The sequence below is a fragment of the Mesorhizobium sp. M1169 genome (assembly GCF_040318345.1).
Taxonomy (GTDB): domain Bacteria; phylum Pseudomonadota; class Alphaproteobacteria; order Rhizobiales; family Rhizobiaceae; genus Mesorhizobium.
Window position 1 is genome coordinate 76,888 of record NZ_JAMYME010000016.1, and the last position, 23,416, is coordinate 100,303.

Consider the following 23,416-nt stretch of genomic DNA (forward strand, 5'->3'; position numbering starts at 1 on the left):
TCGCCTTGTCACCGACGTCAATGCTATTTGTCCTACAAAACTGATTTTTCGAAAGAAGCCGTGGTTGACGCCAAGGAGGCATATGCGTAAATGGGCAAAATCGCTGCTTCCGGGAGGAACTGGGGAGAGCGAATGGCCGCGGCAGAACCGCAGGCCGCAAAGCACGGGGAGGCAAGAAGGCTGGTGGCGGTTCTCGAACTCACCAACATCTCGAAGCATTTTGGCGCCATCCAGGCGGTCAACGACGTTTCGTTGTCGATCGAGGCCGGACAGGTTGTCGGCCTGATGGGCGACAACGGCGCCGGCAAGTCGACGCTGGTCAAGATGATCGCCGGCAATTTCCCGCCGAGCCATGGCACGATGCAGATGGACGGCAAGGAGCTGATCCTGCACAAGCCGGTCGAGGCGCGCCAGCACGGCATCGAAATCGTCCATCAGGACCTGGCACTGTGCAACAATCTGACGGCCGCCGCCAACGTCTATCTCGGCCGTGAATTGCGCCGCGGCCTCGGGCCGCTTCGCATCCTCGACTATGCCGCGATGTACAAGCGCGCCGGCCAGATATTCGCCGAGCTGAAATCCGAAACGCGCCCGCGCGACCTGGTCAAGCAAATGTCGGGCGGCCAGCGGCAGGCGGTGGCGATCGCCCGCACCATGCTTTCGCAGGCCAAGATCGTGCTGATGGACGAGCCGACGGCGGCGATCTCGGTGCGCCAGGTCGCCGAGGTGCTGAACCTGATCCGCCATTTGCGCGACCAGGGCATCGCCGTCGTGCTGATCAGCCACCGCATGCCCGACGTCTTTGACGTCGCCGACCGCGTCATCGTCATGCGGCGCGGCCGCAAGGTCGCCGACAAGACGATCGCATCGAGTTCGCCGGAAGAAGTCACCGGACTCATCACCGGCGCCATCGAACAGGTATGATTGACGCCTCAACCATGAGTAAAAAAGGTCGATAATGGCAGTCACCCTTGATCAGACGATCGCGCACAAGCAGCACACCTTGCTGAGCAAGGTGTTTGCCAGCCAGACCTTCTGGGTGGTGATCGCGGTCATCCTCGCCTGCCTGTTCCTGTCGGTGGCCACGGATTCCTTTGCCACGACCAAGAACCTCTACAACATCACCCGCAACGTCACCTTCGTCGCCATCGTGGCGCTCGGCATGACCTTCGTCATCATCACCGGCGGTATCGACCTGTCGGTCGGCTCGGTGCTTTGCCTGTGCTCGATGGTGCTGGCCGTCACCATGCATGCCGGCTACGGCATCGAGATCGGCATTGGCGCTGCGATCGCCACAGCGCTGATCATCGGCGCCTTCAACGGGGTTCTGATCGCCTATCTCGGCTTTCCGCCTTTCGTGGTGACGCTCGGCATGCTGTCGATCGCACGCAGCCTTGCCATGGTCGCCTCCAACAACACCGTCGTCTTCCAGTTCGGGCCTGACCACGACAAGCTGCTGGCGCTGGGCGGCGGCGCCTGGGTGTTCGGCATTGCCAATCCGGTCCTCTACATGATCGTGCTGGCGTTGATCACCGGCTTTGTGCTGCGCTGGACGAAATTCGGCCGGCACATCTTCGCCATCGGCGGCAACGAGCATGCGGCAACGCTGACCGGCGTTCCGGTGCGCCAGATCAAGGTCGTCGTCTACATGATCTCGGCAATGGCGGCTGGCCTTGCCGGCATCATCCAGACCGGCTGGCTGGGCGCGGTCACCACCAATCTCGGCAACGGCATGGAGCTTCAGGTGATCGCCGCCACCGTCATCGGCGGCGCCAACCTGGCCGGTGGCATGGGCACCGCCTTCGGCGCGGTCGTCGGCGCGGCGCTTATCGAGGTCATCCGCAACAGCCTCGGCCTGCTCGGCATCAACGCCTTCTGGCAAGGCGTGTTCATCGGCGGCGCCATCCTGCTCGCCGTGCTGTTCGACCGCATCCGCAATTTCAGGCGCAACGACTGACGTTCAAGCGCAGTCTCCCCCTTCTCCCCTTGTGGGAGAAGGTGTCGCCGAAGGCGACGGATGAGGGGTGCTCCAGTTTGGCATCGCCTCATTTCTTCCAACACCCCTCAACCGTCTCGGCGCTAGCGCGCCGATCCACCTTCTCCCACAGGGGGAGAAGGGGACGCGCTCCTATCGCCGGGTCTAATAATCCGCCGCTGCGGCGCATGGCCGGCGCCCGGACGTGCACATCCGTCTTGACGCAAGCCCGAACTGCGCCGCACAATCGCTCGCAGCAGGCGAAGGGAGGCCAGTCGCCTGCGGGAGGATATACCCATGACGGAAGCGATCAGGCTCTACTGGGGCCGGTTCGGACATGTTTCTGTCCTGAACGTCGCCAGCGACTTCGTCACCCACGCCCATGTCGAGGCGCATATCATCATCTGGCTGGAAGGCACCGCCGGCGAGATGACCATCGGCCGCGAGACGGTGCGGCTTGGACCGGGCACCGCCGCCGGCATCAATTCCTTCCAGCCGCACAGCCACGCTCTGTCCCGCGACGGCACGCCCGGCCTGTTCCTCGCCTTTTACATCGATCCGGACTGGGCACGGAAACGCCGCGAGCTGCCTTCCGCCGCGCCGCTGTTCTCCGCCCCGGCGATCACGCTCGAGCCTTGGCTGCACAAGGCAGCGGCCAACCTCCTCGACCATCTCAGCGACAATGAGAGCATCGACGACATCGCCAATTACGAGATCGAGCGCTTCATCGACAGCGTGCTCGATGCCGCCGATGCCTCCGCACCGCAGACCGTGCGCACCCGCGTCAGCACCATGCAGGATTTCCGCGTCCGCAAGGCGATCCAGCTGATGAAAGCCAATGTCTGCGAGCGTATCTGCTTCGACGACGTGGCGCGCAGCGTCGGCCTGTCGCGGCCGCATTTCTTCGCCCTGTTCAAGGAACAGACCAATCTGACGCCCAACGTCTATTGGAACACGCTGCGCATGGAGGAAGCCGTGCGGCAGTTGCAGTGGTCGCAGGAGCCGCTGATCTCGGTCGCCTGCAATCTGGGCTTCACCACGCAAGGCAATTTCTCGCGCTTCTTCCGCGACCATGTCGGCGTCCCGCCGACGCTTTACCGCGAAGCGGCGCGGGCGATCAGCTGAGCGCCCGTTTTTCAGACTATTTGATAGGCGTTCAAGACGCATTGATAAGCGCAGCCGAGCCTGCCGCCCTACCCTCCCAAGCAGCTGATTTGCAAGGGAACGATTATATGGCGAAAGTCACCATCTCCAGCGTCATCGACGCACCGGTCGAAAAGGTCTGGGCGCGCATACGCGACTTCAACGGCCTGCCGACCTGGCACCCGCGCATGGTCGAAAGCCATATCGAGGACGGCAAGGATGCCGGCACGATCGGCTGCGTGCGCAATTTCCAGCTCGCCAGCGGCGCCCGCCTGCGCGAAAAGCTGCTCGATTTCTCCGACGAGAACTTCCTCGTCAGCTACGCCATCCTGGAGACGCCGCAGCCGCTCACCAACCACAAGGCGACGTTGCAGTTGCGGCGGGTGACCGACGGCGACCGCACCTATGCCGAATGGACCGCCAGCTTCGACGCCGTTCCCGAGGAAGCCGATAAATTGGCCGAAGGCATGGGCGCCAACGTCTTCCAGGGCGGGTTCAACGCCCTGAAGGCCCATTTTGCCGGCCAGAGCCAGGCGTAAAGGGAGCGTTCCATGGCGCTTGCACTGCAGAGTTTCGCGACGGTGAAGGACGCCGGCGCGGCGCTGAAAGCCGCCGGCACCCGCTACCTCGGTGGCGGCACGTTGGTGGTGCGCGCCGCCAATGAAGGCGACGTGTCGATCTCCGGTTTCGTCAGGTCGACCGAACCGGCGCTGTCGGTCATCCACATTTCCGGCGGCGAGGTCCGCATCGGCGCTTCGGTGACCATGGCGGCGATCGCCCGCCATCCGGATCTCGCCCCGCTGGCCCACGCCGCGCGCGCCGTCGGCGGCCCGGCGATCCGCAACATGGCAACGGTCGGCGGCAATCTCTTCGCGCCAGCGCCTTACGGCGATTTCACCGTTGCGCTGCTGGCCTTGGACGCAACCGTCAACATCGGCGACGGCGAACTCCCGATCGAAACCTTCCTGGCGAAACGCGAAAGCAACCACGCCATCGTCACCGCGGTCGGCTTCACGCTTCCGAAGGAAGGCGGCTTTCGCTTCCTGAAAGTGTCGAGAGTCAAGCCAAAGGGCATTTCGGTGCTGAGCATCGCGACCGTGCTGGAGCACGCACCGGACGGCACCGTGTCGTCAGCGCGGATCGCGCTCGGCTGCATGGCCGACCGGCCGATCCGTGCCAGGGCGGCGGAGAAGGCCCTGATTGGCCGGGAACTCACGAGCGAGGGCATCGCACCGGCACTGGCTGTTGCCCGCGACGGCACTTCGCCGCGAACCGATCCGATCGCCAGTGCCTGGTATCGCAACGAAGTCCTGCCGGTCCATCTCGGCCGGCTGCTGCTCGCCTGAAAGACCGTGGCATCCGCCTGGCTGCGGCGAAAGGAGTAAAAAGATGGCAAAGGTCCCGGTTCAGTTCACGCTCAATGGTGCCGAAAAGGCCGAATTCATTGACAGCGGCACAACGCTGCTTCATGCGCTGCGCGACAAGATCGGCGACACCTCGCCGAAGGGCGGCTGCCACCAAGGCACCTGCGGCGCCTGCTCGGTCATCATCGATGGCGAGCTCAGGCTGTCCTGCCTGACGCTGGCTGAGACCTGCAATGGCGCAACCGTCACCACCACCTCGGGACTGGCGGAAGGCGGCGTGCTGCATCCGCTGCAACGCGCTTTCCTCGATGCCTTCGCGACCCAATGCGGTTTCTGCACGCCGGGCATGATCATGGCCGCCAAGGTGCTGCTCGACCAAACGCCGAACCCCAGCCGCGAGGATGTGGTCGAGGCACTGTCCGGCAATATTTGCCGCTGCACCGGCTACGAACCGATCATCCAGGCGGTGCTGAGCGCCGCGCGCTCCAATTCGCAGAACGCGGCTTGAGGGGAGTCAAAAAGATGGAACTCCGCAAGAGCTACTTTGCCGACCAGCGCAAGGACGATCTGCACGAGATCGGCCAGCCGCGGCCGCGTTCGGATTCGCCCGGCCATGTCACCGGCAAGACCGCCTATTTCGCCGACCGCAATTTTCCCGGCATGCTGCACCTGAAGATGGTGCGCAGCCCGCATCATCACGCCCGCATCCGCAGCATCGATACGTCAGAGGCGGAAAAGCACCCCGGCGTCGTCAAGGTGCTGACCGCCAAGGATGTGCCGCACAATGTCTACACCATCCTGATCCTGATCCAGATCGGGCCGGAGGACGAGACGGTGCTGGCCGACGGCAAGGTGCGCTGGAAGGGCGAGGCGGTGGTCGCGGTGCTGGCCGAGACCGAGCGTGCCGCCCAGGAAGCCGCCGCCAAGGTCAAGGTCGACTACGAAGTGCTGCCCGCCGTCTTCGACATGGACGAAGCGCTGAAGCCCGGCGCGCCGATCGTCAATGAATATCACGGCCGGAATTATTACCTCTACGATAGCGGCGAATGCCGCAAGGTGCGCTTCGGCGATGTCGAAGCCGGCTTCGCCGAGGCCGACCACGTGCTCGAACAGACCTACCAGTCTTCACCGATCGAGCATGCGCCGACCGAGACGACCGGCTGCATCGTCGCACCCGAGGGTAACGACCGCTTCACCTGCTACACCAACACGCAGGCGATGTTCTTCACTCTCGATAACGCCTCGATCATCCTGCAGATGCCCGGCACCAAGCTGCATTTCGTCGGCGGCACTGTCGGCGGCGGCTTTGGCGGCAAGGTCGACGTCATCGTCGAGCCGATCGCCATCCTTGGCGCCAAAATAACAGGACGACCGGTCTGTTTTATCTACAGCCGCGAGGAAGAGATGCAGATTTCCTCGCCGCGCGCCGCCGAGAAAGTCGTCATCAAGGACGGCGTCATGAACGACGGCCGCATCGTCGCGCGCAAAGTGACCGGCTACACCGACGCCGGCGCCTATTCGCGCCATTCGCCCTACGGCGCGCAGAAGGGCGCCGGGCATTATCCCGGCCCGTATACGATCCAAAATGTCTGGATCGACACCTACTGCGTCTACACCAATCGCACTCCGTCCTCGGCGATGCGCGGCTTCGGCGTCACCATCGGCGACTTCGCGCTGGAGGTGCAGATGGACAAGCTCGCGCGGCTGATCGGCATGGACCCGCTCGAATTCCGCTTCATCAACGCCTATCGTGACGGCGACATCAAAGCACATCGGCAGCCGACCGAGGGTGCTGCGCTGATCGAGTGCATGCAGGAAGCCTCGCGCGCCGCCAACTGGCCGGTGGCAGAAAAATTCATGGCGATGTCGTCCTACGCGAAGGGGGTTTGAGATGGCGATCAGGCGCGGACGCGGCGTCGCCGCGATCAATTATCCGACCGGCATGAATCTCGGCGGCGACCCGACGCAGGCGCTGGTCCATTCGACGCCGACCGGCAATTTCATGGTGACGCTGTCGAGCGTCGATCTCGGCCAGGGCATGAAGCAGATCATGGCGCAGATCTGCGCCGAGACGATCGGCGTGCCGACCGACCGTGTCGTCGTCGACACGGCCGACACCGACACCGGCCCGCATTGCATGGGCACCTTCGCCTCGCGCGGCACGCACCGGGCCGGCAATGCGGTTATCCAGGCGGCCAGGGAAGCCCGCCAGGTGATGCTGGAAGTGGCGGCCGAGGAGCTGGAGGTCAATGCGTCCGACCTTGAGACCGACGGCCAGGGCAACATCCTGGTCAAGGGCGCGCCGCAGAAATCGATCTCGATCTTCGATGTCGCGCTGTCGGCGCATTTCAAGCGCGGCCGTTCGATTTCCGGCCGCGGCATGTTTTTGATCCCCCGCTCCTATCCCGAAAAGGAAACCGGCGCGATGAAGCCGTCGACCTGCTACGCCCACGCCTGCACGGTTGCCGAGGTCGAGGTCGACGACGAGACCGGCGAGGTCACCGTGCTGACCGTGAAGAACGTCTTTGAGATCGGCCGCGCGCTGAACCCGAAAATGGTCGAGCAGCAGCTCGTCGGAGGCTCGTGGATGGGCATCAGCCATGCGCTCTACGAAACGACCGAACCCTATTATCCCAATCGCGACCATGGCGGCACCGACTTCAACCAATATCTGATGCCGGGACCGGGCGATCTCGCGCAAACCGATATCATCGTGCTGGAGAGGCCCTCGGCGGACGGGCCGTATGGCGCCAAGGGGCCGGGCGAAATGTGCGCCAACCCGCAGATCCCGGCGGTCGCCAATGCCGTCTTCGACGCCGTCGGTGTGCGCATCGATACACTGCCGATCACGCCGGAGCGCATTCTGCGGGCGCTGAAGGCGCAAGCCCCGAACTGAGTGCCGGAAATGCCCAAGAGAAGCGCCCGGACTTCAAGCGCAGAGACAGTCGCGACCTCGCCGGAGGCGGTGGCGTCCCGCCTCGCCGCCTCGCGCTATCTCACCGATGAAAGCCTGGCCACCGCCATCTTCCTGGCGATCCGGCTGGGCAAGCCGCTGCTGCTCGAAGGCGCGCCCGGCGTCGGCAAGACGGAGGCGGCGAAGGCGATTGCCGAAGTGCTCGGGCGCGATCTCGTGCGGCTGCAATGCTACGAGGGCATCGACGCCGCACATGCGCTATACGAGTGGAACTACCAGCGCCAGCTGCTCGCCATCCGCCACGCCGGCGAGCACGAGATCGACATCTATGACGACCGTTTCCTGATCGCGCGGCCGCTGCTGCAGGTGCTGAAGGCGCCGGAAAAGCGCGTCCTGCTGGTCGACGAAATCGACCGTTCCGACCATGAATTCGAAGCGCTGCTGCTGGAGTTCCTGTCCGATTTCCAGATCAGCATTCCCGAGCGCGGCACCATCCGCGCGACGGCGCAGCCGATCGTCATCCTGACCTCGAACCGCACCCGTGAACTGGCGGAAGCGCTGCGGCGGCGCTGCGTCTATCACTGGATCACCTATCCCGACGCCGGGCGCGAGGCCGAGATCATCATGCTGCGCGCCGGCGACGTCGCCGAGGCCACGGCGCGCGCCGTGGCTGCCGCCGTGCGCGACATTCGCGCCCGTCCGTTGGCCAAGCCGCCAGGCATCGCCGAGGCGGTCGAATGGGCCAATGCCGCCACCATCCTCGAAAAGGGCGGCAGCCCCTGGCCGGAAGCCTTCCGCCGCGCCATCGGCGTGCTGATCAAGGACGAGGAGGACCTTTCCTGCATCGCGCCCGAGCTCGGCAAGATTGTCGAGGAGGCGCTGGCGTGATGCGCAATCGAAGCGCGCTAGCGCGATACCCCAGGGCTAGTGCGCGACGCTGGCGGGACAGCGCCCCCCTCTGTCCTGCCGGACATCTCCCCCTCAAGGGGGGAGATTGGCAGCTTGGGCGCTCCGCTCAATTCTGCAACGTTGAAGATTGGCGAAAGCCGGCGAGATGTCTGATCTCCCCCCTTGAGGGGGAGATGTCCGGCAGGACAGAGGGGGGCGCGAAGGAATGATGCGTCCGGAAAGCTTGCCCCGTGCGACCACGCCGTTCCTCGGCTTCGCCCGGCTGCTCCGCCGCTATGGCTTTGCTGTCGCGCCGGAGCAGGTCTCCGGCTTCATGCAGGCAGTAACCCTGCTCGGGCCCCGCTCGATGAACGACATCCGCGAGGCGGCTCTTGCCACGCTGGCGCCGCCGCCCGACCGCCGCGACGAATTCGAGGCGCATTTCCGGAGCCATTTCTATGGGGACGCCGCGGCGCTGGTCGAAGGCGAGGCCGACGAGGAAACCCGGATCAAGGACGATGGCGGAACGCGCGAAGAGGAAATCGAAGTGCTCCGCCAGGAGGAAGGCGGCGAACTGTCTTCGGCCAGCGAACAGTTGAGCGTCCGCGAGTTCCAGCGCGACAGCGACGGGCTTGCCGCCTTCCGCCGCAAGCTCGCCACCGCGTTGCCCGCCCGCCGCTCCTTCCGCACCGTGCGCACGAATGCCCGCGGCAAGCTCGACCTGCGCCGCTCGCTGCGCGAAATCGTCAGTGCCGACGGCGATATCCCCTCGCCGCTGCTGCGCCGGCGGCAGACAGTGCCGCGCAAGCTTCTCATGCTGATCGACGTGTCCGGCTCGATGAAGCTCTACACATCGGACTATCTCAAGCTGGCACACGCGGCGGTGCAAGGCGCCGACCGGGCGGAGGTCTTCACTTTCGGCACACGGCTGACCCGTATCACCTCGGCGCTGCGCATTCGCGACCGCAATCAGGCGCTGGCCCGCGCCGCTGCCCAGGTCGACGACTGGGACGGCGGCACCCGCATGGGACCGACGCTGCTCGCGTTTCTATCGGTGCCGCGCTTCTCCGCTTTTGCGCGCGGGGCGGCGATCATCATCCTGTCCGACGCGCTGGAGCGCGGCGATCATGCCGAGCTGGAGACCGCGATGCGCCGGCTGAGCGCCCGCGCCTTTCGGCTTTCGCTGGCGACGCCGCTGGCCGGCGATCCGCGTTTTCGGCCGGCCACGGCAGCACTTCGCGCCATCCTGCCGGTGCTCGACGACCTGGTCGACGGCTCGTCCATCGCGGGCCTCACCGAGTTCATCCTGTCGCTCGCCCGCCCCGCCCCGGCGGCCGCGGCAATCTGGAAGAGGGTTTCGTGATGCAGAAGGCGATCGACGCGCATTTCCACATCTGGCGCCAAAAGGACCAGCCATGGCTGGTCGGGCCGATGGTGCCGCGCATCTTTGGCCCTTACGAGCCGATCCGCCGCGACTATCCGATCGAGGAATTCCTCGCCGACCAGCAAGGCTCGGGCGTCGAGAAGGCGGTCTATGTCCAGACCAACTGGGCCAAGGAGGATTTCGAGAACGAGGTCGCGTTCCTGCAGAAGACCGCGGAAGAAACCGGCTGGCCGCACGCCATCGTCGGCTATGCCGACATGACCGTGGACGACGTGCGTTCCCGGATCGACCGGCTGATCAAATACCCTCTGCTGCGCGGCGTGCGCATGCAGCTGCACTGGCACCAAACGCCGGCCTTCCGCTTCGCCGCCTCGGCCGATCAAGTCATCGACCCGAAGGTGCGGGCCAATATCGCGCGGCTCAAGCATTACGGCGTGTCCTTCGACCTGCAGCTTTTCCCCGCCCAGATGAAGGATGGGCTGACGCTCGTCGGCGAGAACCCCGAGACCAATTTCATTCTCACCCACGCCGGCATGCTGACCGACATGGAGCCCGAAACCACCGAGGCCTGGAAGGCAGGCCTGCGCACGCTGTCAGCGGCGCCCAACCTCTATGCAAAGCTGTCCGGCCTCGGCACCTTCGTCCACCGCAACGACCCGGCGCTGATCGGCTATATCGTCGACAACGCCATCGACATCCTCGGCAGCGACCACCTGATGTTCGGCTCGAACTTCCCGATCGAGAAACTGTGGACCAGCCATTCCGAGTTGATCAAGGCGCATCGGGAAGCGGTGGGCAAGCACGGCACGGCGGCCGAGGCGGATATCTTCTGGAACACTGCGGCGAAGGTTTATCGGCCGGTGTAGCGCGCATCCCTTCTCCCCTTGTGGGAGAAGGTGGATCGGCGCGTAGCGCCGAGACGGATGAGGGGTGCTGGAAGAAACGCGGCGGAGAAAATCCCAGCGATTTGAAGCACTTACGTCTCCAAGGCCGCGATCCGTCCAGCACCCCTCATCCGACCGAGCTTCGCTCGGCCACCTTCTCCCACAAGGGGAGAAGGGAAGGCGCCGCGCCTCACCTCACCGCACCTCGAACTGCGGATCGACCGGTATCTGCATCGCGGTGACCATCTGGTTGGTCTGCCCGGCCAGCCCGATGATCGAGACCAGTTCGCCATGCTGCGCATCGGTCATGCCCTTGGCCCGCGCTGTCGCCGTATGCGAATGGACGCAATAGGAGCAGCCATTGGCGGTCGAGACGGCGATATAGATCATCTCCTTGGTCAGCGGATCGATGGCGCTGTCGGCGACCATCACCGCCTTGAGCTGTTCCCACACCCGCTTCAGCGACGCCGGATCATTGGCCAGCCCGCGCCAGAAATTGTTGACGAAATCGGATTTGCGCGTCGCACGGATGTCGTCGAATACCGCCTTGACCGCCGGGATTTTTTCCACCTCGGCATCGCTCAGAAGTTTCGTCGTGGCCATGGCTTGGTCCTTTCGTTTGGATCGTTATGCGAGGTCGTTGAATCAGGTCGGGAGAAAAGGCGGCTAACCGCCTTGGATGAATCAGCAATTGACGCGCTGAGGCAAGACCGTAAGGCTGGCCGAGGCCCCTCACCCTCGTCATCCCTGGGCGAAGCAGGAGCGAAGCTCCGTCGCGGAGACCCTGGGATCCATGCCGTGACCTTAGCCGAAGGGTGCAGCGGAGCAGGCTGCACCGCTGCAGCGCTCTGATGTAGCGGCATGGATCCTGGGATCTGCGCCGCGTCGCTTCGCTCCTTGCTTCGCCCCAGGATGACGAAACGGCGGGCGCCTTGGCCAATCTCCAAAGTGTACGATCCGCCGGCGCAAAAACCGTCCAAATGTCAACCTTCCGCGCCCGGGAACCTAATGCACCGCAGCGTACATGATCTTCTCCTCCGTCGCCTCGGCAGGCGAGAACTCCTCGACGATGCGGCCTTGCCGGCAGACCAGGATGCGGTCGGACAGGTTCATGATCTCCGGCAGGTAGGACGAGATGACGACGACGGCCAGGCCCTCGTCGGCCAGCCGGTTGATGATCTGGTGGATCTCGGCGATGGCGCCGACATCGACGCCGCGCGTCGGCTCGTCGAAGATGACGATGCGCGGCTTTTGCACCAGCCCCTTGCCGATCACCACCTTCTGCTGGTTGCCTCCGGAAAGCTCGATCACGCGCGCATTATCGTTGATCGCCTTGACGTTCAGCGTCCTGGTCCATTCGGCAGACAGCGCCCGCATCTCCTGCGCGTTGATTACCCAGCTCTTTTCCCGCCCCGCCGCCAAAAAGCCGCCGAACAGGTTCTCGGCGACGTCCATCGTCTCGAAAATCCCCTCGCTCTTGCGATCTTCGGTGACATAGACGATGCCGTCCGCCACCGCCTCGCTCGGCACGAGATAGCGCACCGGCCGGTCGTCCAGCTCGATGGTGCCGCCGCGCAGGAAATCGCGCTTGTAGATGCCGGAGACGATCTTGAATGTCTCGGTGCGGCCCGAGCCGATCAGCCCGAACACGCCGGTGATCTGGCCCTCGAAGATCGAGAAGGAATTGTTGCGCACGACATTGCTCATCGAGATGTCCTGCACCGACAGCACCTTCTTGCCGGCCTTGCGCAGCCTGGTCTCGTCGCGCTGGCTGTAGAGCTGCCCCGACAGCGTGCGCCCGACCATCGCCGCGACGATCCTGTCGCGATCGAAGGCGGCGGTATCGTCGGTGATCACCAGCTCGCCGTCGCGCAGGATGGTGATGCGGTCGGCGATATCAAGCGCCTCCTCGAGCGCATGGCTGATGAAGACGATCGACACGCCCCTTGCCTTAAGCCGGCGGATCAGCGCGAAGAAGTGCCGCTTTTCCTCTGGCGTCAGCGTCGCCGTCGGCTCGTCGAAGATGATGATCTCGGCATTGTGGTGGACGGCGCGCGCGATCTCGACCATCTGCCGCTTGGCGGCGCCCAGCGTCGCCACCATGGCATTGGGGTCGACGGGAAAATTCAGCGACTGCAGGAACTGCTGCGCCGAGATATAGGTGCCGCGCAGCCGGTTGAGAAAGCGCTCCGTGCCGAGGTAGAGGTTCTGCGCCACCGTCATCGACGGCACCAGGCTGGTTTCCTGGAACACCATGGCGATGCCGGCTTCAAGTGCCGCATGCGGCGAGGCGTAGGCGATCTCCTGACCCTTGTGGAACATCGTTCCCGATGTCGCGTCGACAACGCCGGCGATGATCTTGGTCAGCGTCGATTTTCCAGCACCATTCTCGCCGAGCAGCGCGTGGATCTCGCCCTTGCGCAGCTCGAAGCTGACATTCTTCACCGCGGGAACACCGCGATAGGTCTTGGTCACGTTCTCCAGGCGGACGATCGGTTCCATCAGCGATGCCCTCCTGAAGTCAGATCGATGGCCAGCAGGCAATCGCCGCCTTTCGAGGCAATGAACAGGCGACCGTCTGTCTCCGCCACGCTGCAGATGCCATGGCGCGTGCCGTTGGCGCGGCTGTGCAGGCTGAATTGCGGCCGCATCTCCCGATCGAGCCTGACCACCAGCCCGTAAGAGCGGCTCGGCGACCACGGCTTGTGGATGCCCATAGTGCGGATGCCGCCGCATTGCAGCGGCTCGAGGAAGCTGCGGTTGGAGGCGAGCGCCGGCGCGATCCAGTGTTGCGGCGACACTTGCGCCAGCATGTCGTTCCGATAGTGCGTTTCCTGCAGCACGAATTCGATCAGACGGTTGCGGGGCGCAAACAGCGCCAGCCAGGCACCGCCATCGGCGGCGGGCGACAGCCGCGCGGGATAGCCGGGCAGATGCGCCAGCACCGTCGAGCGGCTGCCTGTCGCGCCGTCGAAGCGGACGAGTTGGTGCCGCCAGCTCTCGCCGACCAGCACGTCCTTGCCGGTTGGATGCAGCCCATAGGGAAAGGCGATGTCACCGGCGAGCTTGCGGAATTCGCTGCCTGCCGGATCGCGCTTCCACAGCGAACCCGACGCACCCTTCTTCATCAGATCGGCGGCCCATTCCGACGGCGCGTGTTCGGCCGAGCCATTGGCCAGCCAAAGCGTGCCGTCTTCTGTGTAGGCGAGTGCTGCTATGCAGCGGATCTCGGCCGGCAGGGCGGCCTCCTTGCCTGCAATCAGCAGCCTGCCGCTTTCGAGCCCGACCGTCAGTTCGCCGGCGGGCGAGCGCGCGAGCGCTGTGACGGCGGCCGGAAATGTCTCGACCAGAACAGGCGCGCCACCGGCGGCGAGCGCGTAGAGGGCATTGCCGCTGGACGCCAGCAGCCGGCCGTCGGCGACCAGCAGATTGTCGGGCTCGGGCAGTTCGGCGAAGGCCGCAACATCGTCCAGCAGCGTGTTCGGCCTGAAGGCGCCATCAAGCGGCGGGATGGTCACTGCCTTGCCGCGAAAGATGTCGAGGATCGGGTCCAGCATCATGGCTTGGCACCCCAGTAAGAAGCGGGGCTGGTCCAGTTCGGGTCGGCGCCGGCAATCCGGTAGCGGCCGATGCGGTTGTTGAGGATGCCGCCGACGAACAGAAAACCCTTATGCTCGCGCATCGAAGTCACCATCGGATGCGCGGCGCCCGACAGGTCGCCCATCGCCTCGACGATGCCACCCTTCTCGTTGAATTTTACCACACCGCCGGTGTTGATGTTGGGGAACAGCCATTCGTCCTGCGGCAGCCGGCGCGTCATGCGCTTGCGCATGTCGGGATGGCGCAGCGACAGGTCGAAGCTCGGCGTGCGCATGCCGAGCCAGGCCATCCAGTAATTGCCGTCGGAGGTACGGTTGATGTTGTCGGGGTAGCCAGGCATGTCGCGGATGACGCATTCGGCAACGCCCGCCTTCGGCCCTTCCAGCCAGTAGCGGTGCACGCGGCAGGCCCAGCTCTCGGCGAAGAACAGCGACTTGCCGTCATGCGCCATGCAGACGCCGTTGGTGTAACGGTAGCCGTCGAGCAATGTCTTGGTCGAACCGTCCTTCGGGTCATAGACGAGCAGCCGCCCGGTGGCGCGGTTCTCGATCGAGTCCAGCGCCCAGTCGTGCGCGTCATAGCGCTTGGTGGAATCGGTGAAATAGATGCGGCCGTCCGGCGCGATGTCGCAATCATTGGGATCGCGCAGCCGCGCATCGTCGACGATCGAGGTCCAGGAGCGCGACGTTTCCGCCGAAAGCCGCTTCACCTCCCGCTCCGGCGAGACCGAATAAAGGCCCATCGCGCCGACGCAGCTGATCAGATTGCCTGTCTTGTCGAAGGCCAGGCCGAGCGGAAAGCCGCCAATATGCGCAAAGACCTCCGAGCGTTTGTAGTCCGGCGCGAAGAAGCGGACGATCTCGCCATGCCTGGTGCCGCAATAGAGATGGTCGTCGCGGTCGAGGATGACGTCTTCCGGCCCTTCCAGCTCGCCGAGCCCGATATGGTCAGCCCCAGACAGCCGATTGTCGAGCTCGTAAGGCGTGCCGGAGCCCGGTGCGGCCGACTGCGTTGCGCCCATTTTCAGATAGACCGGTGCGACATAGACCTCGTCCAGAACCTTGTGGCGGTTCTTAAGCCAGCGAATGTCGATGGTGACGGCGACGGCCAGCATGATGCCCAGCACCATCTGGTTGGTGCCGGTGCCATAGCCCAGCCGGATCAGCCCGTTGGTCATCGTCAGCACGATGATTGCGCCCATCAGCCCCTTGATCACCGAACCGCGGCCGCCGCCCAGGCTGACGCCGCCGACGACCGCCGCTGTCAGTGCCATGACCTCGAGGTTGAGGCCTGTGCCCGGCCCTGCCCCGCTCAGCCGGCAGGCGATGAGGAAGCCGCCTAGCGAGGCGCAGAAGCCGGAGAACACATAAGTCATGAACACGGTGCGGCGTACGCGGATGCCGGCATTGTGAGCCGATCGCCGCGACCCGCCCACCGCCTGCACATGCCAGCCGGGCCGCGAGCGCGTCAGCGCGACATGCGTAATAATCGCCAGGATAATCGCCGCCCACACCGCAACCGACAGGCCCCAGAAGGTGTCGTCGCCGATGAAGTCCAGCACATCCGATGTGGCATCGGAAAGCTGGACGTCGGCGGCATAGGTGGTGACCAGTATGTCGAACAGCGCCCGCCCGAAGATGAAGGTGACCAGTGTCGTCAGGAAAGCGCGCAGGCGGAAATAGCCGATCAGATAGCCATTGATCGCGCCGAACAGCAGGCCGGTGACGATCGAGGCGGCCAGCGCCAGCCACACCGACTGTTCGAGGATGAAGAAGACGAACACGGCGGAAAAGCAGGACAGCGCGAAGATCGAGCCGACCGAAAGGTCGATGCCGCCGCCAAGCATGACCACCGTCATGCCGGTGACGACCAGCGAGAACTCGCCGAGCTGGCGGGTCGATTCCTGCAGCGACATCGGCTTGAAGAAGCCGGGAATGATTGAACCGAACACACCGAGCGTCGCCACCAGCGCCAGGAACGGAATGGCGTTGTCGGTCCAGCGTTTGCTTAGGATCTCGCCGACGAGATGGTCGGGCACGAGATTGTAGCGCCAGGACTGGAGGCGTTCGCGAAAGGACATCGGTTGCTGCTATTCGAGAGAAAAGGGAAAAAGGGGCCGGGCTATCCGCAGAACAATCGCCTCAGGTTTGCGCTGCCCCTCACCCTTACCCTCTCCCCGTATAGAGACGGGGAGAGGGGGTCGCCAGCGTTGGAGCGTATCCCTTCTCCCCGTCACTATACGGGGAGAAGGTGCCGGCAGGCGGATGAGGGGCAGCGCGAAGCTCAGGAAAGCCGGCCTACTTGGCCGCAGGTTCGGCTCGCAGTGCTTTCAAATCCCAGCAGCTGTCCGGCTTGAGGTCGGCCTTGGTCGTCGCCTTCTCCAGCGTGTAGATGTAGGTGTGCGAGGTGCCGGCCGGCTGGCCGCTCTGCAACAGGAATTTTATGACGGCGTTCATGTCACCCGACTGGCGGGCAAGGTCGGTCATCACCACCGCGCCATAGGTGCCGTCCTGCAGCTTGTCGCAGTCGGCGGTTTTCTCGCCGCCACCGGTGGTGACCAGGAACACCTTGCCCTCGAGCTTGGCATCGCGGATCGCAGCCGATGCGCCGGTCGCGTCACCATCCCAGAAATCGATGATGGCGCAGATGTCGGGGTTCTGCTGCAGCATTGTCGTCGTCACATTGCGCGAGGTCGTCGCATCCCAGTTGGAGTCCGGCTTGGCCACGACCTTGAAGTCGGGGTTCTTGTCCAGCACCTTCATGATGCCGGCATACTGGTAGAGGCTCGATGAGTTGGCCTGGTCGCCCTGCACCAGCCCGATCTTCTTGGAGGAGTTCGGCCCACAACCCTTGATCGCCGCTTCGGCTTCCAGCTGGCCGAGCCGATCCCAGTCGCTGCCGACAAAGGCATCGGCCGGGAAGTTCGCCGGATTGTCGACCAAAAGCACATAGGTGCCGGCCGCCTGCGCCTTCTTCATCAGCTTGGCATAGGAATTGAGGTCCGGCGAATGGATGATCAGCACGTCCGGCCTGGCGTCCGACGAGATTGCGTCGGTTATCGCCTGCGCGCCGGCATCGACCACCCAGTTCGGGTCACGCGTCTCGAACACGCCGCCCCAGGCCTCGACCTCCGTCTTCAGGTAATGCGCCCAGCCCTGTGCCAGGTCGAAGCCCATCGCCATCGGCACCAGCATCACACGCTTGCCCTTGAGCGCTTGCGAATAGGCGGCCGGACCCGGATCTTCTGCAGCGAAGCCCGGCGCCACGAAGGCGGAGATGGCAAGCGCTGCCGCGGCAGCCATAAATGTCCTGATGATTTTCATGTCACATCCTCTGGTTTGGTATGTCGTTCGCGGCCGGCCCCAACCGTTCGCGTCAGTCTAAATGTCGCCTTGCTGCGCGGTCTGCTCGTCGCGCGGATTGATGAACCCATCGACGATGATCGCCGCCAGCAGGATCGCGGCCTTGATCAGGTTCTGATAGAGCAGCGGAATGTCGATGATGGTCATGGCGTTGAGCAGGATGCCGATCAGCGCGGCACCCACCAGCACGTTGCGCACCCCGCCCCGCCCGCCCGACAGACCGATGCCGCCGATCACCGCCACCAGCACGATGTCGTAGAGCAACGTGGAATTGACGATGCGGGTGTTGATTGAATGCAGGCTGGCGGCGGTGAGCAGGCCAGCAACCAGCGAGACCAGGGCCGACAGCACGTAGCGCAGCACCAGCATCGGGCGCACTGGAATGCCGATATTGCGCGCCGCGACCGGGTTGTCGCCGGCGAAATAGACGTAGCGGCCCCATTTGGTGTAGCGCAGGAACAGGAAGAAGGCGAAAGCCAGCCCGGCGAAGACAAACACCTCGACCGGGATGTCGAGGAAACGCAGCCCGCCCAGAAGCTCGACCCAATGGCCGGGCGGCACCGGCACGGCGTCCTGCGTGATCAATTGTGAACGCACATAGCCGAAGACGAAGGACGCGGTCGCCAGCGTCACGAAGATCGCCGGGACCTCGGCGTAGGCGACCAGGATTCCGTTCAACAGCCCGATGGCGAGAACACCGGCGAGCACATAGGCGAAGGCCAGCCCGTCGGGCATCCCCGAATTCAGCAGTTGCAGATACCACGCGACCGACATCGCCATGATCGCCACCGCCGAGAGATCGATGCCCCTGCCGATGATGACGACCGCCATGCCGAGCGCCAATATGCCCAGCACCGAGACCGAGCGCACGATGGCAACGAGATTGTTCGAATTGATAAACCCAGGCAGTCCGATGGCGGCGGCAATGAACAGCACAACCGCGATGGCAAAGACAATGCCCTCCTGGTTCAGGCTTCTCCAGTTTAGCCAGCCGGTCGCGTTCATTGCCCGCTTTCACCCGCGATGGCTACGCCCTGCTCCCTCTGCGGCCATCGGAACGAAAGCTAATCGGCTCAAGACCAATTCGTCAAATGAATCCGCGCATTGCAGGCCGGCTTGCGAGGAAATTCCGCGCTTGGATGCACCGATTGGCGAGGCTGGCGCAATGCCGGGAACTCAAGCTGTTTTGCAATTGATCGCGCCGATCGGACCGCCGGCAAAGGTTTGCTCCGGAACGAGCGAAGCAGGCATAATTTATGTCCGCGATTGCCGCTGGATTCCTGCGTCAAATCCGCAATTGGTTGGCGCGTTGCAGATGCCGCACCGCCAGCCAGCCGACCAAAATGCCCGTGCCGAGCAGTGCCACGGTCGGCAACACACCCTCTTCCGGATGCGCGATGCGCTCGAGGCCATAGAGCATCGCGGCGAGCCCCACCGAGGTCAGCAGGAAGCCCGGCCAGTCGAGGGGCTTGGCCCCAGCTTCGCGGTCGCCGGGAATGAAGCGGGCGACCAGTGCCAAACCGGCAACGCCAAGCGGGATGTTGATGAAGAAATTCCAGTGCCAGGAGAGATAGGTGGTGATGAAGCCGCCAAGCACCGGCCCGACCACCGGCGCAAACAGCGCCGGCCAGGTGATCAGCGCCGTGGCGTTGAGAAGCTCGGATTTCGGCGCGTTGCGCAGCACCAGGATGCGGCCGACCGGCGTCATCAGCGCGCTGCCCAGGCCCTGAACCGCGCGTGCGGCGACGAACTCGGCCAGATTCTGTGAGATGCCGCAAACGAGCGAGGCCAATGTGAACAGGGCGATCGCCACGAGGAAGATGTTGCGCGCGCCAAAACGGTCGGCGAGCCAGCCGGACAGCGGCACGAATACCGCCATGGTCAGCATATAAACGGTGATGCCGATGCTCATCGCCACCGCCGGCACGCCGAAGGATTCTCCCATCTGCGGCAGCGATGTCGAGATGATGGTCGAATCCAGAAGCTGCATGAAGAAGGCGACGGCGACGATCAGCGCCACCCGCCGGGCTTGCCGCGCCGCCGGCGCGGTTTCGGGCAAGGCTTTGTTTTCGGGAATGGCGGTCATGCACAGAACTGCCCGAAGGGGAATTTTCACCCGCTCCATCGGCAACCGCACAATTATCCGGCAAACCGATGACCCACCGGTTTCAACAGTATCTGGCCGGTGCCGTCCAGACCTGGTTCAACAAACTTTCGTGTGGCATCGCAGCCGGCCATGCGATGACCCGGCCCTGGCGCCGAACCGGCCTTTCACGATCCGCGATGATGCTTTGTGCCGCTGCCGGGGCGTCTTATGCGGCTTCGATCTTCTCCAGGAACAGGCTGAGCTGGTCCGGGTCCATGTGCACGACGTGCCTGTCTTCGGGATAGGCCAGGCTGTTCACATCGGCGACATATTCGGAGAAGGCAGCGATTCGTTCGGCCTGCAGGCGATCGTATTCGGCGGCGAAATTGCGATAGACCTTGGAATGGCGCGGCATGTGGCCACGGTTCTGGCCGAGGATGTCGTCGGCGAACAGATACTGCGCGTCACAGCCGGTGCCCGCTCCCATCGACAGCATGATCAGCGACGTGCGTTCCGAAATCGCCTTGGCCACCTCGACCGGCACCACCTCGATCTCGGCGCCGATCGCGCCGGCGGCCTCCAGTTGCTTCACCGCCTCGAACACCTGCATGGCGGTATCGGCGGTCTTGCCGACAGCCTTGAAGCCGCCCGTCCAGGTGGCGCGTGACGGGATGAGGCCGACATGGCCGATCACCGGAATGGCATCGTCGGCCATCCGCTTGATGGTGGCGTACCCGGCGCTGCAATAGACCGCATCGGCGCTGGCCTTGTAGAGCCGGAACGCCCAGCGGACGAAATCATCGGCGGTGCCGATTTCGAAGAAATTCTCGCCCGGCATGGTGAACAGGCTGGGTGCCGCATCGCGGTATTGCGGATTGAGTACCAGCTCCGGCGGCACCGAGACGATATCGACGCCGGCGCGTTCGGCGGCCTCGGCCTCGTCCATCGTCAGCACGCGCAGCATCGTCAGCTGCCGCTTGCCCTTCATGGCACGCAGATCTGCGACGGTCGGTCTTTTCCGGCTCATGGATTTTGGTCCCCTTTGCTACGTGACAGAAGGCCGGTCAGGCGATCTGGATCATCACCTTGCCAGCTTCGACCTTGACTGGATAGGTCGCGAGATTGACGCAAACGGGAGCGCCCTTCGCCTGCCCGGTCTTATAATTGAAGCGGCCATTGTGCTTGGGGCATTCGATGATGTCGTCCATCACAAGCCCATCGGCCAGATGCGCCTTCTCATGCGTACAAAACCCATCGGTGGCGAAGAATTCATCGTCCGGCGAACGGTAGATCGCGAAGGTGCGGCCGCCATGGTCGAAGCGGATGACATCTTCCTCTTCGACATCGTCCACGGCGCACGCTTCGACCCAATCGGCCATCTCTATCTCTCCTGAAATTTCTGCGTTGCGCTTGTGCGCAGTACCTACTCAGCCGCTGCCGACATGTTCACCTCGTGGAATTCGCCACGATAGGGCCGTGCGGTTGGCGGCAGTTCGCGCTTGAGGAAATAATCCTCGTATTTGAGCTGCCTGAGCAGGACAGGCCAGACCTCGCGATAGGCATGCCATATCGACGGGTTCGGCCCCGGCAGATCGTGCTTGATCAATTCATGCAGCCTGGGCAGCGCGTGATAGGGCACCATCGGAAACATGTGGTGCTCGACGTGGTAGTTCATGTTCCAGTAGATGAACCGGCTGATCGGGTTCATGTACACGGTACGGGTGTTGAGCCGGTGATCGACGACGTTGTCGGCCAGACCGATGTGCTGCAGCAGGCCGGTCATCACCATGTGCCAGGTGCCGTAAAGGCGCGGCACGCCGATGAGCACCACCGGCACCCACGACTGCATGAAAAGGGCGAGTGCTATTGTGGCGATGTAGATGGCAATATGCCAGCGCGCCGCGATGACGGCCTTGTGCTGTTCCATCTCGGGAACGTAGCTTTTCTCGTCGGGCGTCAGCTTGCCGAACGCCTGGCGTACCAGTGCCGGAAGCGAATAGCGAAAATCGAGGATGCCGGTGAAAGCCAGCGCCGCACGCAAAAGGTCCGGCGGGCGCATCACGGCGATCTCGGCGTCGCGGCCGACGATGATGGTGTCGGTGTGGTGGCGGGCATGGCTCCAGCGCCAGATCACCGGGTTGCGCATCAGCATGAAGCTGGCGATCTGGTAGACGACATCGTTCATCCAGCGCGTGCGGAAGGCAGTGCCGTGGCCGCATTCGTGCCAGCGCGAGTCGCTGGACGAGCCGTAGAGCACGCCGTAGACGAAGAAGAACGGCACGCACCACCAGGTACCCCAGAAATAGATGGCGCCGGCGGCGGAGCCGAGGATGGCGACGATCCAGATGATCGTGTCGCGGATCGCCGGACCGTCTGAGCGCTGCATCAACTCCTTGATCGCCTTGCGGGGGACATCCGTGTGGTACCACTCCGCCGAGGCCAGTCCCGTCTCGATCGCCCTGCGCGTGCTTTCGCCGACCAGGCTGTAATCGCGCTTTACCGTGCCAGCCATTGTGACCTCCAATTCCCGATCGGCCGCGAACCCTCCCCGCTCCGGCCGGAACCAGCCTCCCAACTGGTGTCCCGTATCGTCTTCGCCATTATCACGACCTGCCTCCAAGAACAGGAAAACGGCCCGACGGCTGGGGATAATCCTGCTGCGGCTGCCTGGCGATTGCAGCGATCCGGCTTTCGGCGGCGGCGATCTCGCCGGCGCCGTCGAGGACCCGGAACGCCGCATCGTAGGAGCGGCTCTCGCCATGCTCCAGCCAGATCATCTCGCCGCGTTCGCGCGCCGCCAGATTGCCCAGCACATGATGCGTCGACGGCTCGATGCCCAGCGCGTACTGCCCGGCCTGGAAATTCTGCCATTGATAGGCGCAAGGCAACTGGTCCTTGCGCGTGACCACCTCGAAGCCAAGGCCGAGCCTGTCGTTGACCACCGCCACCGGGACTTCGCCGGTGCTGTCGGCGCCGAGTTCATGCTGCCAGACCTGTTCCTTGAATCCCGGTTGCGGCGCCGGCACCGTGCGGTAGCCGACCTTCTGCGCTTCATAGCGCTCGCCGGCATGCCCGGCCCAGACGACGTCGCGGATCGGCGCCAGGTAGCGCGATCCCTCGTCGAGCACCGGATGACTGACATTGATGTGGTAGAAATACATATGCGGCGTACGGTTGAAACCGTGATTGACGACACGGTCCGAAAGCCGGATCTCGTTGCCGCCGACATCGGCCTCGATCCGCCGCAGCAGGTGCAGATCCTCGCCGAATACAGTCGATTGCTGGACGATGCCTTCGGCCCACAACACGCAGCGGTCGCCGTCCCAGGTCTCGCCATAGCCGGTCAGCCGCGCCGGAATGGTGCTGACACGGCCGTGCAGCGAATGGCGCACCGTCTTCTTCGGCGGGTAGTTGTAGGTATCGGCCGGTACTTCGTTCATGAACAATATATGGTCGAGGCCGCAGGTCAGCAGAAGGCCGGAAAACGACCGCGCCCACGCCAATCCCTCCTCGCCTTCATATTCGTGCAGGCCGGGATGGCGAAAACCGCTCGGTGAGTGCCAGCCGATCGCCTGGCCCCTGAAGTCGCAATCGGCGATATCGAGCGCCCGGTCGACCAGCGCGGTGAAGCGCAGGCCGGAGCCGGTGCGGAATTCGAGCATGCGGATGCCGCGCTCGACGCCGTCGCCAAGCGTCATCAGCCGCACGCCGGCGAACTGCGACAGCATGCCCGAGCGTTCCGAGACCTGCCGGCGCGACAGCGTCTTGCCGTAAAGCTCTACCATGTGACGGCCAGTTCTTTCACTTTGCTCCCGT

The 23,416-nt window shown here is 64.0% G+C and carries 21 protein-coding genes and 1 pseudogene; 11 read left to right on the forward strand and 11 right to left on the reverse strand.

The genetic code is table 11. The features are described 5' to 3' along the window. Window positions 1-183: 183 nt before the first annotated feature. The 11 genes from NKH41_RS17685 to NKH41_RS17735 all read left to right on the forward strand — a co-directional run bounded on the left by NKH41_RS17685 (window position 184) and on the right by NKH41_RS17735 (window position 10,534). Window positions 184-924, forward strand: a complete 741-nt coding sequence (locus NKH41_RS17685) for an ATP-binding cassette domain-containing protein (RefSeq protein WP_023675804.1) — start codon at window positions 184-186, stop codon at window positions 922-924. 34 nt (window positions 925-958) lie between these two features. After that, a complete protein-coding gene (locus NKH41_RS17690; protein ID WP_352453761.1) occupies window positions 959-1,957 on the forward strand; it encodes an ABC transporter permease in 999 nt (332 codons plus the stop codon). Window positions 1,958-2,272: 315 nt separating this feature from the next. After that, window positions 2,273-3,100, forward strand: coding sequence for a helix-turn-helix domain-containing protein (locus NKH41_RS17695; RefSeq protein WP_352453760.1), 828 nt, complete (start codon window positions 2,273-2,275; stop codon window positions 3,098-3,100). A gap of 107 nt (window positions 3,101-3,207) precedes the next feature. Continuing rightward, a complete protein-coding gene (locus NKH41_RS17700; protein ID WP_352771369.1) occupies window positions 3,208-3,657 on the forward strand; it encodes an SRPBCC family protein in 450 nt (149 codons plus the stop codon). Window positions 3,658-3,669: 12 nt separating this feature from the next. Further along, the gene (locus tag NKH41_RS17705) at window positions 3,670-4,464 is read left to right on the forward strand and encodes an FAD binding domain-containing protein (RefSeq protein ID WP_352771370.1); all 795 of its coding nucleotides are present in this window, start codon (window positions 3,670-3,672) and stop codon (window positions 4,462-4,464) included. A gap of 43 nt (window positions 4,465-4,507) precedes the next feature. Continuing rightward, window positions 4,508-4,990, forward strand: a complete 483-nt coding sequence (locus NKH41_RS17710; RefSeq protein WP_352503850.1) for a (2Fe-2S)-binding protein — start codon at window positions 4,508-4,510, stop codon at window positions 4,988-4,990. A 14-nt stretch (window positions 4,991-5,004) separates the two neighbouring features. Further along, window positions 5,005-6,372: a xanthine dehydrogenase family protein molybdopterin-binding subunit gene (locus NKH41_RS17715; RefSeq protein WP_352771372.1), complete on the forward strand. Its 1,368-nt coding sequence runs from the start codon at window positions 5,005-5,007 to the stop codon at window positions 6,370-6,372. Between the two features lies 1 nt (window position 6,373). Further along, window positions 6,374-7,378 (forward strand): xanthine dehydrogenase family protein molybdopterin-binding subunit, encoded by a 1,005-nt coding sequence (locus NKH41_RS17720; protein ID WP_352503852.1) that lies wholly within the window; start codon window positions 6,374-6,376, stop codon window positions 7,376-7,378. Between the two features lie 9 nt (window positions 7,379-7,387). Continuing rightward, a complete protein-coding gene (locus NKH41_RS17725) occupies window positions 7,388-8,284 on the forward strand; it encodes an AAA family ATPase (protein WP_352771373.1) in 897 nt (298 codons plus the stop codon). A 226-nt stretch (window positions 8,285-8,510) separates the two neighbouring features. Continuing rightward, entirely contained in the window at window positions 8,511-9,647 is a 1,137-nt protein-coding gene (locus NKH41_RS17730) for a vWA domain-containing protein (protein WP_352771374.1), read from the forward strand. Continuing rightward, window positions 9,647-10,534 carry an amidohydrolase family protein gene (locus tag NKH41_RS17735; RefSeq protein WP_352771403.1) on the forward strand — a complete coding sequence of 296 codons (888 nt, stop codon included), beginning with the start codon at window positions 9,647-9,649 and terminating at the stop codon, window positions 10,532-10,534. The genes NKH41_RS17730 and NKH41_RS17735 overlap by 1 nt, the downstream gene beginning before the upstream one ends. Before the next feature lie 213 nt (window positions 10,535-10,747). Here the strand turns inward: NKH41_RS17735 and NKH41_RS17740 are convergent, their stop codons facing one another. The 11 genes and pseudogenes from NKH41_RS17740 to NKH41_RS17790 form a co-directional block, all read right to left on the reverse strand. Further along, entirely contained in the window at window positions 10,748-11,155 is a 408-nt protein-coding gene (locus NKH41_RS17740; protein WP_352542966.1) for a carboxymuconolactone decarboxylase family protein, read from the reverse strand. A gap of 402 nt (window positions 11,156-11,557) precedes the next feature. Next, window positions 11,558-13,054, reverse strand: coding sequence for a sugar ABC transporter ATP-binding protein (locus NKH41_RS17745; protein WP_352771376.1), 1,497 nt, complete (start codon window positions 13,052-13,054; stop codon window positions 11,558-11,560). Continuing rightward, window positions 13,054-14,112 carry a hypothetical protein gene (locus NKH41_RS17750; protein ID WP_352771377.1) on the reverse strand — a complete coding sequence of 353 codons (1,059 nt, stop codon included), beginning with the start codon at window positions 14,110-14,112 and terminating at the stop codon, window positions 13,054-13,056. The genes NKH41_RS17745 and NKH41_RS17750 overlap by 1 nt, the downstream gene beginning before the upstream one ends. Continuing rightward, complete coding sequence (locus NKH41_RS17755) at window positions 14,109-16,232, reverse strand: ABC transporter permease (protein ID WP_352771379.1); 2,124 nt, start codon at window positions 16,230-16,232, stop codon at window positions 14,109-14,111. The genes NKH41_RS17750 and NKH41_RS17755 overlap by 4 nt, the downstream gene beginning before the upstream one ends. A 217-nt stretch (window positions 16,233-16,449) precedes the next feature. Then, window positions 16,450-17,475 carry a sugar ABC transporter substrate-binding protein gene (locus tag NKH41_RS17760; RefSeq protein ID WP_352771380.1) on the reverse strand — a complete coding sequence of 342 codons (1,026 nt, stop codon included), beginning with the start codon at window positions 17,473-17,475 and terminating at the stop codon, window positions 16,450-16,452. Window positions 17,476-17,532: 57 nt separating this feature from the next. Then, a complete protein-coding gene (locus NKH41_RS17765; RefSeq protein WP_352452739.1) occupies window positions 17,533-18,519 on the reverse strand; it encodes an ABC transporter permease in 987 nt (328 codons plus the stop codon). A 298-nt stretch (window positions 18,520-18,817) separates the two neighbouring features. Next, window positions 18,818-19,600, reverse strand: a pseudogene (locus tag NKH41_RS17770) (MFS transporter); the annotation flags it as partial. 226 nt (window positions 19,601-19,826) lie between these two features. Beyond that, window positions 19,827-20,627, reverse strand: coding sequence for a 3-methyl-2-oxobutanoate hydroxymethyltransferase (locus NKH41_RS17775; protein ID WP_023675787.1), 801 nt, complete (start codon window positions 20,625-20,627; stop codon window positions 19,827-19,829). 37 nt (window positions 20,628-20,664) lie between these two features. Continuing rightward, the gene (locus NKH41_RS17780) at window positions 20,665-20,979 is read right to left on the reverse strand and encodes a MocE family 2Fe-2S type ferredoxin (protein WP_023675786.1); all 315 of its coding nucleotides are present in this window, start codon (window positions 20,977-20,979) and stop codon (window positions 20,665-20,667) included. Between the two features lie 44 nt (window positions 20,980-21,023). Continuing rightward, window positions 21,024-22,112 (reverse strand): fatty acid desaturase family protein, encoded by a 1,089-nt coding sequence (locus tag NKH41_RS17785; protein ID WP_352771382.1) that lies wholly within the window; start codon window positions 22,110-22,112, stop codon window positions 21,024-21,026. A gap of 91 nt (window positions 22,113-22,203) precedes the next feature. Continuing rightward, a complete protein-coding gene (locus NKH41_RS17790; protein ID WP_352503653.1) occupies window positions 22,204-23,385 on the reverse strand; it encodes an aldose 1-epimerase family protein in 1,182 nt (393 codons plus the stop codon). Window positions 23,386-23,416 lie beyond the last annotated feature (31 nt).

Coding starts and splice junctions, on each gene's coding strand:
- NKH41_RS17690 (WP_352453761.1), top strand. CDS start 959: ATGGCAGTCACCCTTGATCAGACGATCGCGCACAAGCAGCACACCTTG.
- NKH41_RS17695 (WP_352453760.1), top strand. CDS start 2,273: ATGACGGAAGCGATCAGGCTCTACTGGGGCCGGTTCGGACATGTTTCT.
- NKH41_RS17700 (WP_352771369.1), top strand. CDS start 3,208: ATGGCGAAAGTCACCATCTCCAGCGTCATCGACGCACCGGTCGAAAAG.
- NKH41_RS17705 (WP_352771370.1), top strand. CDS start 3,670: ATGGCGCTTGCACTGCAGAGTTTCGCGACGGTGAAGGACGCCGGCGCG.
- NKH41_RS17710 (WP_352503850.1), top strand. CDS start 4,508: ATGGCAAAGGTCCCGGTTCAGTTCACGCTCAATGGTGCCGAAAAGGCC.
- NKH41_RS17715 (WP_352771372.1), top strand. CDS start 5,005: ATGGAACTCCGCAAGAGCTACTTTGCCGACCAGCGCAAGGACGATCTG.
- NKH41_RS17720 (WP_352503852.1), top strand. CDS start 6,374: ATGGCGATCAGGCGCGGACGCGGCGTCGCCGCGATCAATTATCCGACC.
- NKH41_RS17725 (WP_352771373.1), top strand. CDS start 7,388: ATGCCCAAGAGAAGCGCCCGGACTTCAAGCGCAGAGACAGTCGCGACC.
- NKH41_RS17730 (WP_352771374.1), top strand. CDS start 8,511: ATGATGCGTCCGGAAAGCTTGCCCCGTGCGACCACGCCGTTCCTCGGC.
- NKH41_RS17735 (WP_352771403.1), top strand. CDS start 9,647: ATGCAGAAGGCGATCGACGCGCATTTCCACATCTGGCGCCAAAAGGAC.
- NKH41_RS17740 (WP_352542966.1), bottom strand. CDS start 11,155: ATGGCCACGACGAAACTTCTGAGCGATGCCGAGGTGGAAAAAATCCCG.
- NKH41_RS17745 (WP_352771376.1), bottom strand. CDS start 13,054: ATGGAACCGATCGTCCGCCTGGAGAACGTGACCAAGACCTATCGCGGT.
- NKH41_RS17750 (WP_352771377.1), bottom strand. CDS start 14,112: ATGATGCTGGACCCGATCCTCGACATCTTTCGCGGCAAGGCAGTGACC.
- NKH41_RS17755 (WP_352771379.1), bottom strand. CDS start 16,232: ATGTCCTTTCGCGAACGCCTCCAGTCCTGGCGCTACAATCTCGTGCCC.
- NKH41_RS17760 (WP_352771380.1), bottom strand. CDS start 17,475: ATGAAAATCATCAGGACATTTATGGCTGCCGCGGCAGCGCTTGCCATC.
- NKH41_RS17765 (WP_352452739.1), bottom strand. CDS start 18,519: ATGAACGCGACCGGCTGGCTAAACTGGAGAAGCCTGAACCAGGAGGGC.
- NKH41_RS17775 (WP_023675787.1), bottom strand. CDS start 20,627: ATGAGCCGGAAAAGACCGACCGTCGCAGATCTGCGTGCCATGAAGGGC.
- NKH41_RS17780 (WP_023675786.1), bottom strand. CDS start 20,979: ATGGCCGATTGGGTCGAAGCGTGCGCCGTGGACGATGTCGAAGAGGAA.
- NKH41_RS17785 (WP_352771382.1), bottom strand. CDS start 22,112: ATGGCTGGCACGGTAAAGCGCGATTACAGCCTGGTCGGCGAAAGCACG.
- NKH41_RS17790 (WP_352503653.1), bottom strand. CDS start 23,385: ATGGTAGAGCTTTACGGCAAGACGCTGTCGCGCCGGCAGGTCTCGGAA.